We start from the raw sequence: 15,727 nt of genomic DNA, 5'->3' as shown, positions 1-15,727 counted from the left end.
AATACGTCACCCATAAACCACGTTTTAGCCTGCTCTAGCTGCCTGACTACCCGCTTTAAAATAGGGAGCCTGGCTGGGTGCTAATGGTTCTCGACCGCGAATTTTGTCCGCTATTTTTTCCGCAATCATAATGGTTGTGGCATTTAAATTGCCTGTAATAATCAGCGGCATAATGGATGCATCAATCACTCGCAGGTTATCAATCCCATGAACTCGCCCCTCTCCATCGACGACTGCCATTTCATCCGAGCCCATTTTACACGTTCCACAAGGATGAAACGCCGTTTCTGCGCGTTCTCGTACAAACTGATCAAGTTGTTCATCGGTCACAATGTGCTTACCGGGGCTGATCTCTTCGCCTCGATACGGGTCTAACGCTGGCTGAGCCATAATTTCCCTTGTGATGCGGATCGCTGCACGAAATTCTTCCCAATCCTGCTCACAAGACATGTAATTGAACAAGATGCTAGGGTGTTGATGCGGGTCACGAGATTTTATCTGCACTCGACCGCGACTTGGCGAACGCATGGATCCCACATGAGCCTGAAAACCGTGCTGATTCACCGCATTGCTGCCATTGTAGTTAATCGCCACTGGCAAAAAGTGAAATTGAATATTTGGCCATGCAAATTTTTCACTGCTTCGAATAAACCCACCCGCTTCAAACTGATTACTGGCACCAATACCGGTACCTTTAAATAACCACTGCGCACCAATCATCGGCTGATTAAACCATTTCAATGCGGGATACAGGGAAACGGGTTGCTTACATTCATATTGCAAGTACATTTCCAAATGGTCTTGCAAATTTTCACCCACACCTTCCAGATAATGAACGGGAGGGATCTCAAACTGCGCTAATACCGCTTTAGGGCCGACACCGGAGCGCTGCAATATTTGCGGGGAGGCGATAGCCCCAGCGCATAATAAGACTTCTTTGCGCGCCTTCGCCACCTGCACTTGCTGATGCTTTCCTAAATAATACTTCACAGAAACCGCTTTTTTCCCTTCAAACTCAATGGTATCCGTAGTGGCATGGGTAACTATCGTCAAGTTTTTACGGTTGCGAGCTTGGTCTAGATACCCTCTGGCGGTACTCGCACGACGCCCTTTTGGCGTCACGGTGCGATCCATCGGACCAAACCCCTCTTGCTGGTAACCGTTTAAATCATCCGTTCTCGGATAACCCGCTTGAACACCCGCTTCAACCATCGCGTGGAATAGTACATTATTTTTGGGTTTTGGCGTCGTCACACTCACGGGACCTTGGTCGCCGTGGTAATCATTTCCACCAATATCGCGGGTTTCTGCTTTACGGAAATACGGTAAACAGTTGGCATATGCCCAATCTTCTAGCCCTGGCGCTTGCGCCCAGCCATCAAAATCCATGGCATTTCCACGGATATAACACATGCCGTTAATCAATGAAGAGCCGCCAAGCCCTTTACCGCGCCCACATTCCATGCGGCGGTTGTTCATATGAGGCTCAGGCTCTGTTTCATACGCCCAGTTATAACGGCGCCCCTGAAGTGGGTAAGCTAATGCCGCTGGCATTTGTGTGCGAAAGTCGAACCGGTGATCCGGTCCTCCTGCTTCAAGGAGCAGCACAGTAACATCAGTATCTTCTGTCAGGCGGGTAGCAAGAACGTTACCGGCTGAACCAGCACCGATAATAATGTAGTCATAGACCATTGTTATCTCCTCTGTTTCAGTCAAATTAAGTGATTAAAAAATGGATGAAAACTCTCCGAGTTCAACTTGAATGGATTTGATTTGAGTGTAATTTTGCAGTGTCATTAGGCCATTTTCACGACCGACACCGGAATGCTTATAACCCCCCACTGGCATTTGCGCAGGGGATTCTCCCCATGTGTTGATCCAGCAAATTCCCGCTTCCAATTGGTGAATAACGCGATGAGCACGAGCGAGATCTTGCGTGACAATCCCAGCGGCTAAACCATAAATCGAGTGATTTGCTCGCTCAATCACCTCATCTTCTGTGCGATAGCTTAAAATGCTCATCACAGGGCCAAAAATCTCTTCTTGGGTGATTTGCATTTCATCTGTGCAATCAGTAAACACCGTCGGAGCCACATAAGCACCGGTTGCCAGCGATTCAGTCATCAGACGCTCACCGCCACATAACACGGTTGCCCCTTGCGCCTTGCCAATCTCGATATAGCGCAGCACATTGTCCAGATGCTTGAAGCTGACCAAAGGCCCAAAATTGGTATTTTCATCGGTTGGTGAACCAATACGAATGCGTGCAACGCGTTCCACGATTTTGGCTTCAAAGGCGGACTTCAGGTTTTCTGGGATAAATACCCTCGTCCCATTGGTGCACACCTGCCCAGAGCTGTAAAAATTCGCCATCATGGCGATATCTGCAGCTTTGTCTAAATCGGCATCATCAAAAATAATCAGCGGCGATTTTCCGCCCAGCTCCATGGTCACTTCTTTAAGGCTTGAACTAGAGGCATTGGACATCACTTTTTTCCCTGTCGGGACGCCACCGGTAAATGAGATTTTGGCGATATCAGGGTGTTCCGTTAGCCATTGACCCACTTCACCGCCCATTCCCGTGACCACGTTAAACACCCCCGCAGGTAAACCCGCCTCCGTGTAGATTTCCGCCAGCTTTAATGCGGTTAATGAGGTGACTTCGCTGGGTTTAAATACCATAGCGTTACCCGCCGCCAGTGCTGGTGCGGATTTCCATAACGCAATTTGAATGGGATAGTTCCATGCGCCAATCCCCGCAACAACCCCCAAGGGTTCACGGCGAGTATAGACAAACGAGGTTTCACGTAGCGGAATTTGCTGCCCTTCTAGAGCGGGGATCAAGCCCGCATAGTATTCAAGAACATCCGCGCCCGTCACAATATCCACAAAGCGCGTTTCAGAAAGTGGCTTCCCCGTATCGAGGGTTTCTAAATAGGCGAGTTCATCATTACGTTCACGTAAAATATCCACGGCACGGCGTAAAATACGTGAACGTTCCATCGCGGTCATTGCCGCCCAAATTTTTTGCCCCTGTTTTGCACTTTCCACCGCCCAGTGAATATCGTCGATGCTAGCTGATTGCAAATGTGCAATCACGTCGCCATTGGCTGGGTTGATTGCTTCAAACTGCCCGCATTCAGGTTGTGAACTGTCGACATATCCGCCATGAATGTAAAGCTTATGAATCGGTGGATGTTGCATAACGTCTCCTTTGAAAAATAGTTAGGTTGAATGGTCTCCTGCTCGTGCCAATTGCATATCGATATATTCGTTAGTGATGCTGAGCGCTTCCGTCACAGGAAAAGACTCATTGCTCAGCGCACTACGTAGCCATAATCCATCAATCAAGGCAGCCAAACCTTTAGCAGCACGGCGTGCGGCAGGTTGACTTAGCACTCGTCCAAACTCATAGCTCAAGTTTGAATATAAGCGACGGTCATTCACCCGCTGTAAGCGGTTCAGATTTGGTTGATGCATACTGCTCGCCCAAAATGCCAGCCACGTTTTCATCGCGGCTTCACTGATTTGGGTGGAGTCAAAGTTCCCTTCCACAATCGCCTGAATTCGCGCTTTAGGATTTTCACCACTCAATAATCTGAGTCGCATCGCAATACCAAACCCTAATTGATACTGGATATGGCGCATGGTGGCTTCCAATAAACCGCTTTTATCACGGAAATAATGGCTAATAATCCCAGTAGATACCCCCGCTTTACGGGCGATCAGCACAAAGCTGGCTTCTTGCATTCCCACTTCGTTGATGACCGCTAAAGTGGCCTGAATTAACTGCTGTTTACGTATCGATTGAACGCCTATTTTCGGCATGGCATGAAGACCTAATAAGAACATTGAACCCATTCATTAAACGATTTTTTAATTGAATGTTCAATCAATATTAACTATTGTTTACAACAATTCATTTACAAACAACTCGAGGAGATACCCGTGAAATTTTAAATATTTACTAATAATTCAATGCGTTAGTAAATAATTTCATTTTAAATTTTCATCCAGATAAAACTGTGGAACTGCCAATGACAAATTCAAAAAGTCCAAAAAATGGGCAGAAAGACCAACTTAATCACGTTGTTTTTTTTACCTCCGCCGCCTTAATACTGGCGTTTTCTTTTTTCACCATTCTGATGACTGACACCGCAAATCAATGGATTGTTGCAACACTGGGCTGGGTGTCAAAAACCTTCGGCTGGTATTACTTACTCGCCGCCACGTTATATATCGTTTTTGTGATTTTTATCGCGACCTCGCGCTTTGGGAATATCAAACTGGGACCAGAACAATCCAAACCGGAATTTAGTTTGCTCAGCTGGTCGGCGATGTTGTTTGCCGCGGGGATCGGCATTGATTTGATGTTTTTCTCGGTGGCTGAACCGGTCACTCAATATATGTTACCGCCAACGGGTGAAGGCGAAACCCTTGAAGCGGCTCGTCAGTCGATGGTGTGGACACTGTTTCACTATGGACTCACGGGCTGGTCAATGTACGCCTTGATGGGCATTGCGCTCGGTTACTTTAGTTATCGCTATAATTTGCCATTAACCATCCGTTCTGCCCTATATCCGATTTTTGGTAATCGAATTAACGGACCGATTGGTCATACCGTCGATATTGCCGCCGTGCTCGGGACGATTTTCGGTATCGCTACTACCCTCGGTATTGGCGTGGTGCAGCTCAACTACGGGCTAAAAGTACTGTTTGACCTTCCCCAAGGGCTCACAGTGCAAGGCGGGCTGATTTTCCTTTCGGTGATCATGGCGGTGATTTCCGCCACATCGGGAGTCAATAAAGGGATCCGTATTCTCTCGGAACTCAACGTGCTGCTGGCCTTGGGACTGATCCTGTTTATCCTCTTTGTGGGGGATACTGAATTTCTGCTCAATGCGCTGGTGCTCAACGTCGGGGATTATGTGAACCGTTTTATGGGTATGACCCTGAACAGTTTTGCGTTTGATAGACCGACTGACTGGATGAATAGCTGGACGCTGTTTTTCTGGGCATGGTGGGTAGCATGGTCGCCTTTTGTTGGGCTGTTTTTGGCACGAATTTCCCGTGGTCGCACCATTCGCCAGTTTGTGATTGGCACCCTGATCATCCCGTTTGTCTTCACGCTACTTTGGCTGTCTATCTTTGGTAACAGCGCCCTGTATGAAATTATTCATGGCAATAAAGCGTTGGCCGAAACGGTATTAGAGGCTCCCGAGAAAGGGTTTTATTCCCTACTCGAGTTATATCCGGGGTTTGGATTAACCGCCTCCGTTGCCACCATTACAGGGTTGCTGTTTTACGTGACGTCTGCGGATTCAGGCTCGCTAGTGCTGGGAAATTTCACCTCAAAACTGAGCGATATTAATCACGATTCCCCTAATTGGCTGCGAATTTTTTGGTCAGTAGCCATTGGTTTACTCACTCTCGGGATGTTAATGACCGATGGAGTGCCCGCCCTGCAAAACACCACCGTGATTATGGGGCTGCCGTTTAGTTTTGTGATCTTCTTTATTATGGCAGGGCTGTATAAGTCATTGCGGTTTGAAGATTATCGCCGCGTCAGTGCCATTAATACCAACGCCCCTGCGCCGCTGTATGGTAATGAGCCAATTAAATGGAAACAGCGTCTGGGACGCGTGATGAATTTCCCGGGCACCACCTACACCCAACGGATGTTAGATTTAGTCTGTATTCCTGCGATGCAAGATGTGGCGAAAGAGCTGGAATTGCGTGGTGCTAAGGTGGAATTTGCGATCCATCCTCTTGCCGAAGAAGAGCGGCTTAATCATTTAGAGTTAGTGGTCGATTTAGAAGAAGAGCAAAGCTTTATCTACCAAATCTGGCCGCGTCGCTATACAGTACCAAGCTTTACCTACCGCGCTCGTTCAGGGAAATCCCATTACTACCGCCTTGAAACTTACTTGTGGGAAGGCACCCAAGCCAACGATTTAATGGACTACACCAAAGAGCAAGTGATCAGCGATATTCTTGACCAGTATGAGAAGCATTTGAATTTTATTCATTTGAGCCGTGAAGCACCGGGAGCGACATTGACCTTTCCCGAAGGAAATTGATAGGGAGCTGATTATTTAAACAATGCAAAAGGCGCCCAATAAGCGCCTTTTGTTTGCAACACGAGGAATGCTAATTATTCATTCTGATATTTTTGCTCTAGCATGGATTGAAGCTCGCGCGGGTTATTCATCCATGATAAATGTCCTGGGCAGCCTGCTGCTGTTGGGTTGATATCACAAGGGCGGATGTGATTGAGCAAGGATTTTTCATCTTCATCTCGCTGTTCGAGTAGCGATTGATAGCTACGATCTTGCTGAGCAATTTTTAATTTCGGGTCAAATTTGAACTTCTGCTCTTCCCGCAGTGAGTCCATTCCTTGGTAGTTTTCATGATATAGGCGATCAACGGGTGATTTTTCTTTAAATGACAAGTCGGTGGCAAAGCCAAAAGGAGCACAGAAAACAAGAAAAAAGACAACAATAACCTTTTTGAACATATGGATACCTACTGTAAATGCATAATTTGGCATTATATGCACTTACAACCTATCGGTGTGGAAAATATATTTTTGATTTTTAAAATTTATTGTTTATTAATCAGTTATAAATAATTAGATATAAAATCAATTGATTGAATACTTACTAACATCCATAGTGATTATTTCTGCATTTTTATCTATTGCTTTCATTACTCTCCATCAAATAGCGCAATGTCATCACGCAAAAATACAAAGAAAAACAGGCAATTTTCATGATTTCGAGCTAAAACTATATTAGCGTTTTTATTTATGAGGGAATGACATGGAGCCAGTGAATAGCCACATCACCTATAAAGTGAACCATTCGATTTCGGTGGATGATTTTTTGAATTTATTGAAGCAATCCCCACTGGATACGTTTGTGCCCACTGACGATGTCGCGTTGCTGGATTCGATGTTAAATAATGCAGATTTGTTGATCAGTGCTTGGGTGGATGAGCAGGTGGTGGGTTTCGCTCGCGCGATCACGGATTTTAGTTTTTGCTGCTATATCTCTGAAATTGCGGTAGATACTCAGTATCTTCACCAAGGTGTCGGTAAGCATTTGCTGCGCCTAACCGCCGAGGAGCTTCCCCCCGAGTGTCATTTAATTTTTCGCTCCACCCCCGACTCCCAAAACACCTACCCCAAACTTGGCTTCAATCCCTGCCCCAACACCTGGCATATCTCCGCCAAAAGCTTTCTAGACAAAATGAAAAGCTAGTTTTTATTTTTCCTTAATTTCGCCCTTGTTTTTGCTTTGTTTTTGGTTTTTCCTTTGACCTTAGTTTTGATTTTTTCCCTTGACCTTCCCCAAACATAGCTCTAAATAATTCGCGTTGTGATAAGGCGGCGAATACGCTAAGCCCTGGGAGCATACACAAGTATGTGACTAGGGTTAGCTTATGAAGCCAACACAGTCACAGCGTGAAGTATGACGAGCATTTAAGTCCTCAGCTTAGAGCGCAACCGTTTGATGGCCTGACTGTGAAGCTGGCTTACTCGTGACTCCCCCACCTCCAACACCGCACCAATCTCCTTCAAATTCAGCTCTTCTTGGTAATACAGCGTCAGTACCATTTTTTCACGCTCTGGCAATTGTTCTATCGCCGCCACGATTTGGTCTTTTAGGCTGGATTCCATCAGTAAACTCAGTGGGTTGCCGCCATCGTCTTCATCCATCGAAGGTTCGCAGCTTTCCCCGTGCACTTCGTGCCATTCATCGTAGGAGAACAGTTGGCTATTGTTAGTATCTAGCAGCACTTGGCGATATTCCGCCAAATCGATATCCAGTGCTTTAGCAATTTCTGGCTCTGTCGCACTGCGCCCAAGGCTTTGCTCAAGTTCACCAATGGCTTTGGTCATTTCTCGCGCTTGGCGACGCACACTACGGGGAACCCAGTCACGGCTGCGCAGTTCATCGAGCATGGAGCCGCGGATCCGCTGTACGGCATAAGTGGCAAAAGAGGCACCTAATGAGGCATCGAAACGTTCTAATGCGTGAAGTAGTCCGATGCCACCCGCTTGGATTAGGTCATCGATATCAACGCTGGCAGGAAGTCGGACTTGCAGTTTCAGGGCTTCATGGCGTATTAGAGGGTAATAACGCTCCCATAGGCTATTTTTATTAATGACACCTTCGGCAGTATATAAATCACTCACAACCTGAATCACCCTTCAAGTTTTAACTAAAGGTAGCCATTATCTGTGTTACGCGTAATTTCAATCCGCATAGTAAGGCACTAAATCAGCCGTTATTCTTTTTATCCTAAATAAATTTGATGGAGCCCAATATTTTTTGAGTCTATTTTTTGCTTTTTCTTTTGACCTTGCCCTTGCCTTTGACCTTGTTTTTGACCTTAACAATGCCAAAGCGCGCCCTAAATAATTCGTGTTGCAGCTAGGCGACAAAGGAGATTATCCCGATGAGCGTACATGAGTACGTGATTCGGGTGAGCGACTGAAGTCAACGACGTTGCGGCGCGAAGAATGACGGGCATGAAAAAGGCCAGCATTGCTGGCCTTCAATATCATTAACCAATCACGAATTAACGTAACAGGCTCAGAACACCTTGCGGAACCTGGTTAGCTTGCGCTAACACAGCAGTACCTGCTTGTTGCAGAATCTGACCACGGCTCATGTTAGAAACTTCTGTAGCGAAGTCAGCATCTTGGATACGGCTACGTGCTGCGCTCAGGTTGTTAACAGAGTTGTTCAGGTTGTTGATAGTAGATTGCAGACGGTTTTGGATAGCACCTAAGTCTGAACGGAAGCTATCAACTTGCGCTAATGCTTTGTCTAAAGTATCTAATGGGTTAAGTTTTGCTAACTTCTCTTCTGTCAATACAACTTTACCATTAGCCACAGCTAAAGTAGATGGGTCAGTAGCACCTGTACCTTTAGTAAATGCTAATTCATTTTCGATAGTGTACGAGTTGCCTTTATCATCTTTACCTGAGATATAAACACTTTTACCATCCCATTTGCCATCTTTGTCTAGTTTTTGATGAACTTTCATATCACTATCAAATTTTACATCACCAGTTCCAACTTTAAACGTCATTGCTTTAAGTTTAGTTTTTGCATCTCCAGCTGTAATTGGGTTGCCATCTTTAGCACCCATTTTGTCGATATCAGCCAAAGATACTTCTTTACCATAATTTGCGCTTGCATCGAAATCTTTCAATCCTAACGTTTCGCTATTTACCTTTTTCAGGCCGATAGAGATAGTTTCTTTATCGTTAGTACCCACTTGAACACTCATTTTAGTGTCTTCAGTTAATACTTTTACACCGTTAAACTGAGTTTGATCAGAGATACGGTTAATCTCTTCCATACGAGCTTGAACTTCTTTATTGATAGACTCGATATCGCTCTTAGAGTTAGTGCCGTTTTGTGCTTGAACAGTCAGCTCACGAACGCGTTGTAAGTTATCGTTGATTTCGTTAACTGCGCCTTCAGCGGTTTGCGCGATAGAGATACCGTCGTTTGCGTTACGTGCTGCTTGAGTTAAACCCTTAACGTTTGCAGTGAAACGGTTAGCGATTGCTTGACCTGCAGCGTCATCTTTTGCGCTGTTGATACGTGAACCAGAAGATAAACGCTCAATCGCAGTACCCAGTACGCCTTGTGAACGGTTTAAGTTGTTCTGAGTCGTCAGAGACAGAATGTTGGTGTTAATGACCTGTGCCATAATGTATGTCCTTTATTATTCAATATATTACAGTGTTAATACTCTAAATAATTCGGGCTGTATCTAGGCGGCCAGCGAAGGTATCCCTAGGAGCATACTGAAGTATGTGACTAGGGTGACTGAGTACAGCCAACACCGATACAGCGTGAAGTATGACGAGTATTCTGTTAAGAAATTTTGTCAGCAAATACATTATCGGCGGCACCCAAAACCCCTTTAGCCATTTTTATAAAAATTTTTCATGCCTATTGGCAAAAGCGCGCTGGAATCAGCTTTTTTCATACTAAATTTTTTATTAAACCCTTCGATTATGCTTAATGACCTTATCATTTTTATTCAATAAGCCTAATTACCTGCTTTTTACGGTTTAACTCCTTCCATTATTATTTCTCAGAATAGTCTAATATTTTTCCCCAATTCGCCGATAAAGGACTAAATACGAATTTATTTTCAGGGTTTATATTCAGGAGAGATTTATGGCAGGCATATCCACACTTGGTATTGGGGCTAACTTAGACTTAAATGTGCAAATGGATCAATTAGAGGCAATGGAAAGACGCCGATTAGACCCACTGACACAACAGAAAGCCAGCTATGATGCGCAAATCAGTGCATTTGGTAAAATGCAATCTGCATTAGAAAAACTGAAAAAAGCGGCGGAAGATCTCAAAAAATACGAAGATATCAGCACCACCAAAGTGAGTGGTGAATATAAATCTTTTGATGTGAAAACCGATGGTAAAGCGGTTGCTGGTGTACATGATATTAAAGTCACCCAACTGGCGAAAGCGCAAACTATTGCCACCAAAGGGCATAGCGATAATAAAGAATTACTGGGTAGTGATGCTAAAGAACGTACCATCACCATTACCCAACCTTCGCAAAAAGAAGCAAAAGATAAGATTGTTATCAAACTCGATAATGAGAGCACCTCATTAGTTGAAATTGCCGATGCCATCAACAAAGCGGATAAAGGCGTTTCTGCTTCCGTTATTAAAGATAAAGATAACCAATACCACCTCGTTGTTACCTCGAAAAAAGCGGGTACTGATAGCCGTATGAGCATCAGTGTTGACGGCGATGATAAATTGGCGAAAGTGCTGAATGTTGAGTCAACCTTGGTCGATGGTAAAGTCACGATTGTTGATGAAGCTAGCAGTGGCATGGAACAAAAAGTTCCACCACAGAATGCGCAATTAACTATCGACGGTTTTGACCTTGAGTCGCAAACTAACGAAGCCAAAGATCTGTTCCCTGGTTTAACCCTATCTTTAAAAAAAGAGAGTGAAGATGGTAAATCAGACCATTTAATTATCTCTGAAGATATTGAGCCAGCTAAAGCGAAAATCAAAGTCTGGGTGGATGCCTATAATGAATTCCAAACCTTAGCTAAAGAACTCACTAAATATACCCCGACCGAAAAAGGTACAGCACCGGATAAAACCAATGGTCCATTAATTGGTGACTCTACTTTACGTGGTATTCAAAGCACCTTACGTAACCAAGTTCGTACCCCACAAGATAGCGGCGAATTAAACCTGCTGAATAAAATGGGGATTAAACAAAAATTGGACGGTACGTTAGAGATAGACAATAAAAAACTCGATAGCGCCCTAAAAGATAACCCATCAAGCGTAAAGGTATTCTTTGCCGGTGACGGTGAAAAAACTGGATTTGCGACCGAAAACTTTAACTTCTTAAAAGAGACCTTAGATAGCAAAGAAGGCACGCTACATACCGCCACTGATGGCGTACAGAAGAAAAAGAAAAGCATCGATAAACGTATCGAACAAACCAATAAACAAATTGAAAACACCATGGATATCTATCGTCGTCAGTTCCAAAACCTCGATAAGATGATGAGTTCACTGAACAGCACAAGCAGTTCATTAGGCAGACTTTTAGGTTAACCGTATGTATCAACGTAAAGCTAATCAAGCCTATCAGCAGGTCAGTTTGGAGAGTGAAATCGCCAATGCTACCCCGTATCAACTGATCCAAATCCTGTTTAAAGGGGCCTTAAGTGCCCTTAAACGGGGAGAGATTTTTATGGAGCAGGGAAACATTGCTGAAAAGGGTAAAGAAATCTCAAAAGCAATCGACATCATTGACACGGGATTAAAACAATCGCTAAATTACGAGGCTGGTGGCGAACTTGCTGAAAATTTAGCAAGTTTGTATGAATACATGACGCGGCAATTGCTCCGCGCCAACATAGAAAACAACGTGACTTATGTCCAAGAAGTTTACCAATTACTCTCCGATATCGCCTCTGCATGGCAACAAATCGGTGCAAATGTGGATGAAAGATAACCAGGTGGACAATAAAAATCCTCTCTATTTACTTGAAATATATCGTAATGTCTTAATATTAAGTGAAAACTTAGTTTCGCTCGCACAATCAGGGGAATGGGAGTCATTAATCTCCCGAGAAACTGAATATGTCCTTGCCGTTGAGAATTTAACGGCTCTGACTCAAGAATATGAGCAGGAACAACCTATTACTGACGACTTTGTGCAGTTACTACACCAGATCATTGAAAACGAACGAGTGACAAAAGAACACTTACAAAATCACTTGAATTTTTTAAGTAAAGAAATCAAACAGCTCGACCAACAAAAGGTATTGAATAATAGCTACGGCCAATTTGATCAACCCGATGCTCCAAGGGTTATTAAACCTCTCGAGTAAACGGTAAAGTGTCAGGCAGCTCACCTGACGCTTAACTTAATAGGACAACCCAATTGGCACAAAGCACGCAATAGCAGCTCCCCGAATCACACTTGTTGGGTCTCGGGAAGCCGTAAAATAGACGGGAAATGCTGTTACTTTAATTTTTACTGCTGTTTTAATCTTTGCTGCTTTTTAAGCTTTTTCAACAACATATTGCGCTTTAACGTGGATAAGTGGTCGATGAACACTTTACCGTTTAAATGGTCAATTTCATGTTGCATGACAATCGCTAAAAACTCGTCACTGTCGACAACAAACTCCTTGCCGTCACGGTCAAACGCCTTCACCTTCACACGCAAAAAGCGTGGCACATCCGCGTAAACATCCGGTACGGACAAACACCCCTCTTGATAGCTTGTCTCCCCTTCGCTCTCAATAATTTCAGGGTTGATAAATACCATTGGCTCATTACGTTCTTCTGAAATATCAATCACCATAATGGCTTTGGTTTCGGCGATTTGCGTTGCCGCCAGCCCGATACCGTTGTCAGTGCTGTACATGGTTTCAATTAAGTCATCGACCAATGTTTGTACTGCTGCGAAATCCGTAACGGGACTGCACTGAATACGCAATCTTTCATCTGGAATTTCAATAATTTCTCTTACTGCCATAGCTAAAATCCTGTTGATTCAATTACTTTTACTCAAGCCCATGCTCTTTCATACAAATTTATGTATTAAAGTATCGTCCTTTTTTTACCCACAAAAGATGCAAAAAATGGCAAAGTGGCTTGGAGATGAAAATTTCACAGAAAAATAACATGATCTAAGACAAAATACATCTGAAATCACCAGAAAATTCTCCGTATAACCCCTGTCTACAGACAAAACCCAACACATTTTATCGAAATCAGACAATCCGCAAAAAATAGTATTTGTAAATTTTTCATGGCAAACCGACCAAAATATAAATCTGAATTAACACTGATTAGATAGCTTAGCTATAATTTTATTTCGACTTTCTATTTAATACTGTTTTTAACAGAAAAATTACATGGGATAAGCCGAGTTTTGTTTGCTGATACCCCCTTTTCTTTAAATACATAACCCAACGTAAGCTTACGTTTTTAATACTTAATCATAATTCTTACCTTTGCTTTGTTCGCTGTTTAATTAATGATGAAGACCTGTTCGATTTTGTTACTCACATTTCTAATCTTAATAAATGGAGTTCTTATGAAATTAAAACCGATTATTGCTGCTCTGATTGTAATGTCCACCACTGCTGCTTTTACGGCTCAAGCTAACTCAACGGCACCTGTTGCAAAGCAAGCCGTTAGCGCGAAAAAAGCCAATGCCTATGAAGAAATTATGATTGATAAAGTCTGGGTAACTACTCAAGCTGTCGATCAAGATAAAAAAGAGGTGCCTGCAACAGATAAACAAGTGGCAAACTTCTTTGGGCTTGCAGAATATTACCCTGATGGCACGTTTAAGATGCTAACCCTTGAGGGTGCGCCTAAAATGCAGGGTGACTGGTCATTCAGCGAAGATGGTAAAACCCGTTCATTAACTGCAAAAGATGACAAGGGTGAAGTCTTGTTTACTCGTGTAGTTGAAAATGTGACCGTGACACCGGAAGAGTATACGTACCGAATCTACCCATCACAGGATGATAAAACCAAGTATTTTGATATCGTCCATAAAGTGAAAAAATAGTTTATACCATAATTGGGGAATGTATTTAATATTCCCCTTTTTCTAAATTATTAGCTTGGTAAAAATTAATTTTTAAATTACTTTAAAGCATCTAAAGATTACACATTATTCCCACCATCAATTCCATTGCATTATTCTTAATCCAATACGATTTTTCCGAACCAATTAAAAATAAAAACGGATTTTATTTTTTTTAATATCCAAATTATCATTTCAACGTTTTTTCTTAAGAATAATTTACCTCAATTATTCCTTTATGATTTTTATTCGTTATATGGAAATTTCGTTATGAAAAATAAATTACTATTAAGTACTTTAAGTATGGTGATCCTCACGTCCTTATCTTCTCAATCCCTTGCTTTAACTGGTTATCAAGATGCGATTAATGCACCTTATGATTATCCAGAACACCGGCATGAAGATAATCGAAATATCATCGATATTCAAAAAGCTAAAATAAAAAAATATGCTAATATCGTTGAGGAAATGGCCCCTATCATTGACATCAGCACCTTTGCTGCAGAAAGCTTATCGCCAATGATCCAACAGTCAGCACCACAAACACCAAGTCGTTCACCTACCTCAACATTACCCGGCTCTCCCCCTCCATCTCCTCCCTACTCTCACGCTGGCTCGCCAATTGGCCAATTATACTATCCACCAATATCGCCGGATAATAATCCACCCATATTCTTACAAAGCAACTCAAATTCTCTCGATGAAAGAGTTAGAAATAACACTGATGAAATTAATATGTTAAACATATCAATTTCTGATTTAAATAATACTAGTAGCATCAATGAAAAAATAAACCTTGAAAATCAAATGAAAACATTTGATTCTATTAAGGAATTAGAAAATTCCGTCTCTGTACTTGAGGGGAATATTAAAAACAATGAAATAAAAAACAAAAAATATACTGACAAAGAATTATTTAATAGTGAAGTGGTTATTAACTCTCTAATTAATGACGTCAGTGAAAAAAACCTTGAAGAAACCAAACGACTTAATGCAGAAATAAAGAAACTCGATAAAGAAATCCAAGAGAGCAATACAGCAACCCTTCAGAATATTGAAGAAGCAGAAGTAAATAGCAAAGCTCATGCTGATTTAATTTTACGTAATCAGCAAATGCTGAATATTGATCGTTTTGATAAACTCGATAAACAAGACAAATTACATACTCAACACTTTAAGCAAATTGATTCTAGATTTGAAAGAATGGAAAGTAAAATCAACCAAACTGCTCGTGATGCCAATGCAGGTATTGCCTCTGTTGCTGCAATGAGCAATATTCCCTATATTACCGGCAACCGTTTTAGTATGGGTTTAGGCGCAGGTAACTTTAAGAATGGTAAAGCCGTTGCCGCAGGAGCTCAATATCAAATCAAACAAAATTTAAACGTTCGTAGCTCTATTTCTTGGAATAATTCTGATAGCGCAGTTATTGGTGCAGGTATTGCTTACGGTTGGTGATATTGGTAACTGCCAATACTAAAAGCCAGTAATCTATTACGCTTTCCTCTCTAATGCCATTAATGTATAGCACCAATTTTATTGGTGCTATTTTTAATTTCTATAACAATTTAGTCTTTATCCTGAA

General features: G+C 42.6%; 14 protein-coding genes. 7 read left to right on the top strand and 7 right to left on the bottom strand.

Annotated features, from left to right (window positions below):
* Positions 1-24 precede the first annotated feature (24 nt).
* Genes betA through betI form a run of 3 tightly spaced genes read right to left on the bottom strand, consistent with a single transcriptional unit; the run spans position 25 to position 3,828 of the window.
* Positions 25-1,692 (bottom strand): choline dehydrogenase, encoded by a 1,668-nt coding sequence (betA, locus tag QS795_RS06460; RefSeq protein ID WP_286269353.1) that lies wholly within the window; start codon positions 1,690-1,692, stop codon positions 25-27.
* 33 nt (positions 1,693-1,725) lie between these two features.
* Complete coding sequence (betB, locus tag QS795_RS06455; RefSeq protein ID WP_286269352.1) at positions 1,726-3,204, bottom strand: betaine-aldehyde dehydrogenase; 1,479 nt, start codon at positions 3,202-3,204, stop codon at positions 1,726-1,728.
* Between the two features lie 21 nt (positions 3,205-3,225).
* Positions 3,226-3,828, bottom strand: a complete 603-nt coding sequence (gene betI / locus QS795_RS06450; RefSeq protein ID WP_286269546.1) for a transcriptional regulator BetI — start codon at positions 3,826-3,828, stop codon at positions 3,226-3,228.
* A 209-nt stretch (positions 3,829-4,037) separates the two neighbouring features.
* Between betI and QS795_RS06445 the strand changes: the two genes are divergently transcribed.
* Entirely contained in the window at positions 4,038-6,080 is a 2,043-nt protein-coding gene (locus tag QS795_RS06445) for a choline transporter (protein WP_154628486.1), read from the top strand.
* A gap of 74 nt (positions 6,081-6,154) precedes the next feature.
* Here QS795_RS06445 and QS795_RS06440 read toward each other — a convergent pair whose 3' ends face one another.
* Entirely contained in the window at positions 6,155-6,517 is a 363-nt protein-coding gene (locus tag QS795_RS06440; protein WP_225575016.1) for a hypothetical protein, read from the bottom strand.
* Between the two features lie 304 nt (positions 6,518-6,821).
* On the opposite strand from QS795_RS06440, the gene QS795_RS06435 reads away from it, so the two are divergent.
* Positions 6,822-7,262 carry a GNAT family N-acetyltransferase gene (locus tag QS795_RS06435; RefSeq protein ID WP_036951356.1) on the top strand — a complete coding sequence of 147 codons (441 nt, stop codon included), beginning with the start codon at positions 6,822-6,824 and terminating at the stop codon, positions 7,260-7,262.
* Between the two features lie 221 nt (positions 7,263-7,483).
* Here QS795_RS06435 and QS795_RS06430 read toward each other — a convergent pair whose 3' ends face one another.
* Together QS795_RS06430 and QS795_RS06425 are read right to left on the bottom strand one after the other, a co-directional pair.
* A complete protein-coding gene (locus tag QS795_RS06430; RefSeq protein WP_036951358.1) occupies positions 7,484-8,200 on the bottom strand; it encodes an RNA polymerase sigma factor FliA in 717 nt (238 codons plus the stop codon).
* Positions 8,201-8,586: 386 nt separating this feature from the next.
* Complete coding sequence (locus QS795_RS06425; protein WP_286269345.1) at positions 8,587-9,732, bottom strand: FliC/FljB family flagellin; 1,146 nt, start codon at positions 9,730-9,732, stop codon at positions 8,587-8,589.
* 476 nt (positions 9,733-10,208) lie between these two features.
* Between QS795_RS06425 and fliD the strand changes: the two genes are divergently transcribed.
* The 3 genes from fliD to fliT are packed head-to-tail and all read left to right on the top strand — an operon-like array spanning position 10,209 to position 12,424.
* Complete coding sequence (gene fliD, locus QS795_RS06420; protein ID WP_286269344.1) at positions 10,209-11,642, top strand: flagellar filament capping protein FliD; 1,434 nt, start codon at positions 10,209-10,211, stop codon at positions 11,640-11,642.
* A gap of 4 nt (positions 11,643-11,646) precedes the next feature.
* On the top strand, positions 11,647-12,045 hold the full coding sequence (gene fliS / locus QS795_RS06415) for a flagellar export chaperone FliS (protein WP_006657543.1): 399 nt from the start codon (positions 11,647-11,649) through the stop codon (positions 12,043-12,045).
* On the top strand, positions 12,035-12,424 hold the full coding sequence (fliT, locus tag QS795_RS06410) for a flagellar protein FliT (RefSeq protein ID WP_036951364.1): 390 nt from the start codon (positions 12,035-12,037) through the stop codon (positions 12,422-12,424). Before fliS ends, fliT begins: the two co-directional genes overlap by 11 nt.
* Positions 12,425-12,570: 146 nt before the next feature.
* On the opposite strand, the gene def is transcribed toward fliT, so the two are convergent.
* Positions 12,571-13,077, bottom strand: coding sequence for a peptide deformylase (gene def, locus QS795_RS06405; RefSeq protein ID WP_154604147.1), 507 nt, complete (start codon positions 13,075-13,077; stop codon positions 12,571-12,573).
* Between the two features lie 564 nt (positions 13,078-13,641).
* Between def and QS795_RS06400 the strand changes: the two genes are divergently transcribed.
* Together QS795_RS06400 and QS795_RS06395 are read left to right on the top strand one after the other, a co-directional pair.
* The gene (locus QS795_RS06400) at positions 13,642-14,124 is read left to right on the top strand and encodes a DUF4822 domain-containing protein (protein WP_108479070.1); all 483 of its coding nucleotides are present in this window, start codon (positions 13,642-13,644) and stop codon (positions 14,122-14,124) included.
* Positions 14,125-14,412: 288 nt separating this feature from the next.
* Complete coding sequence (locus tag QS795_RS06395; RefSeq protein ID WP_318627082.1) at positions 14,413-15,600, top strand: YadA-like family protein; 1,188 nt, start codon at positions 14,413-14,415, stop codon at positions 15,598-15,600.
* Positions 15,601-15,727 lie beyond the last annotated feature (127 nt).

It is taken from the genome of Providencia zhijiangensis, from assembly GCF_030315915.2.
Taxonomy (GTDB): Bacteria; Pseudomonadota; Gammaproteobacteria; order Enterobacterales; family Enterobacteriaceae; genus Providencia; species Providencia zhijiangensis.
This window is presented reverse-complemented; position numbering and strand designations above follow the sequence as displayed.

Coding starts and splice junctions, on each gene's coding strand:
- betB (WP_286269352.1), bottom strand. CDS start 3,204: ATGCAACATCCACCGATTCATAAGCTTTACATTCATGGCGGATATGTC.
- fliT (WP_036951364.1), top strand. CDS start 12,035: ATGAAAGATAACCAGGTGGACAATAAAAATCCTCTCTATTTACTTGAA.
- betI (WP_286269546.1), bottom strand. CDS start 3,828: ATGCCGAAAATAGGCGTTCAATCGATACGTAAACAGCAGTTAATTCAG.
- QS795_RS06425 (WP_286269345.1), bottom strand. CDS start 9,732: ATGGCACAGGTCATTAACACCAACATTCTGTCTCTGACGACTCAGAAC.
- betA (WP_286269353.1), bottom strand. CDS start 1,692: ATGGTCTATGACTACATTATTATCGGTGCTGGTTCAGCCGGTAACGTT.
- QS795_RS06445 (WP_154628486.1), top strand. CDS start 4,038: ATGACAAATTCAAAAAGTCCAAAAAATGGGCAGAAAGACCAACTTAAT.
- fliD (WP_286269344.1), top strand. CDS start 10,209: ATGGCAGGCATATCCACACTTGGTATTGGGGCTAACTTAGACTTAAAT.
- fliS (WP_006657543.1), top strand. CDS start 11,647: ATGTATCAACGTAAAGCTAATCAAGCCTATCAGCAGGTCAGTTTGGAG.
- QS795_RS06395 (WP_318627082.1), top strand. CDS start 14,413: ATGAAAAATAAATTACTATTAAGTACTTTAAGTATGGTGATCCTCACG.
- QS795_RS06435 (WP_036951356.1), top strand. CDS start 6,822: ATGGAGCCAGTGAATAGCCACATCACCTATAAAGTGAACCATTCGATT.
- def (WP_154604147.1), bottom strand. CDS start 13,077: ATGGCAGTAAGAGAAATTATTGAAATTCCAGATGAAAGATTGCGTATT.
- QS795_RS06400 (WP_108479070.1), top strand. CDS start 13,642: ATGAAATTAAAACCGATTATTGCTGCTCTGATTGTAATGTCCACCACT.
- QS795_RS06440 (WP_225575016.1), bottom strand. CDS start 6,517: ATGTTCAAAAAGGTTATTGTTGTCTTTTTTCTTGTTTTCTGTGCTCCT.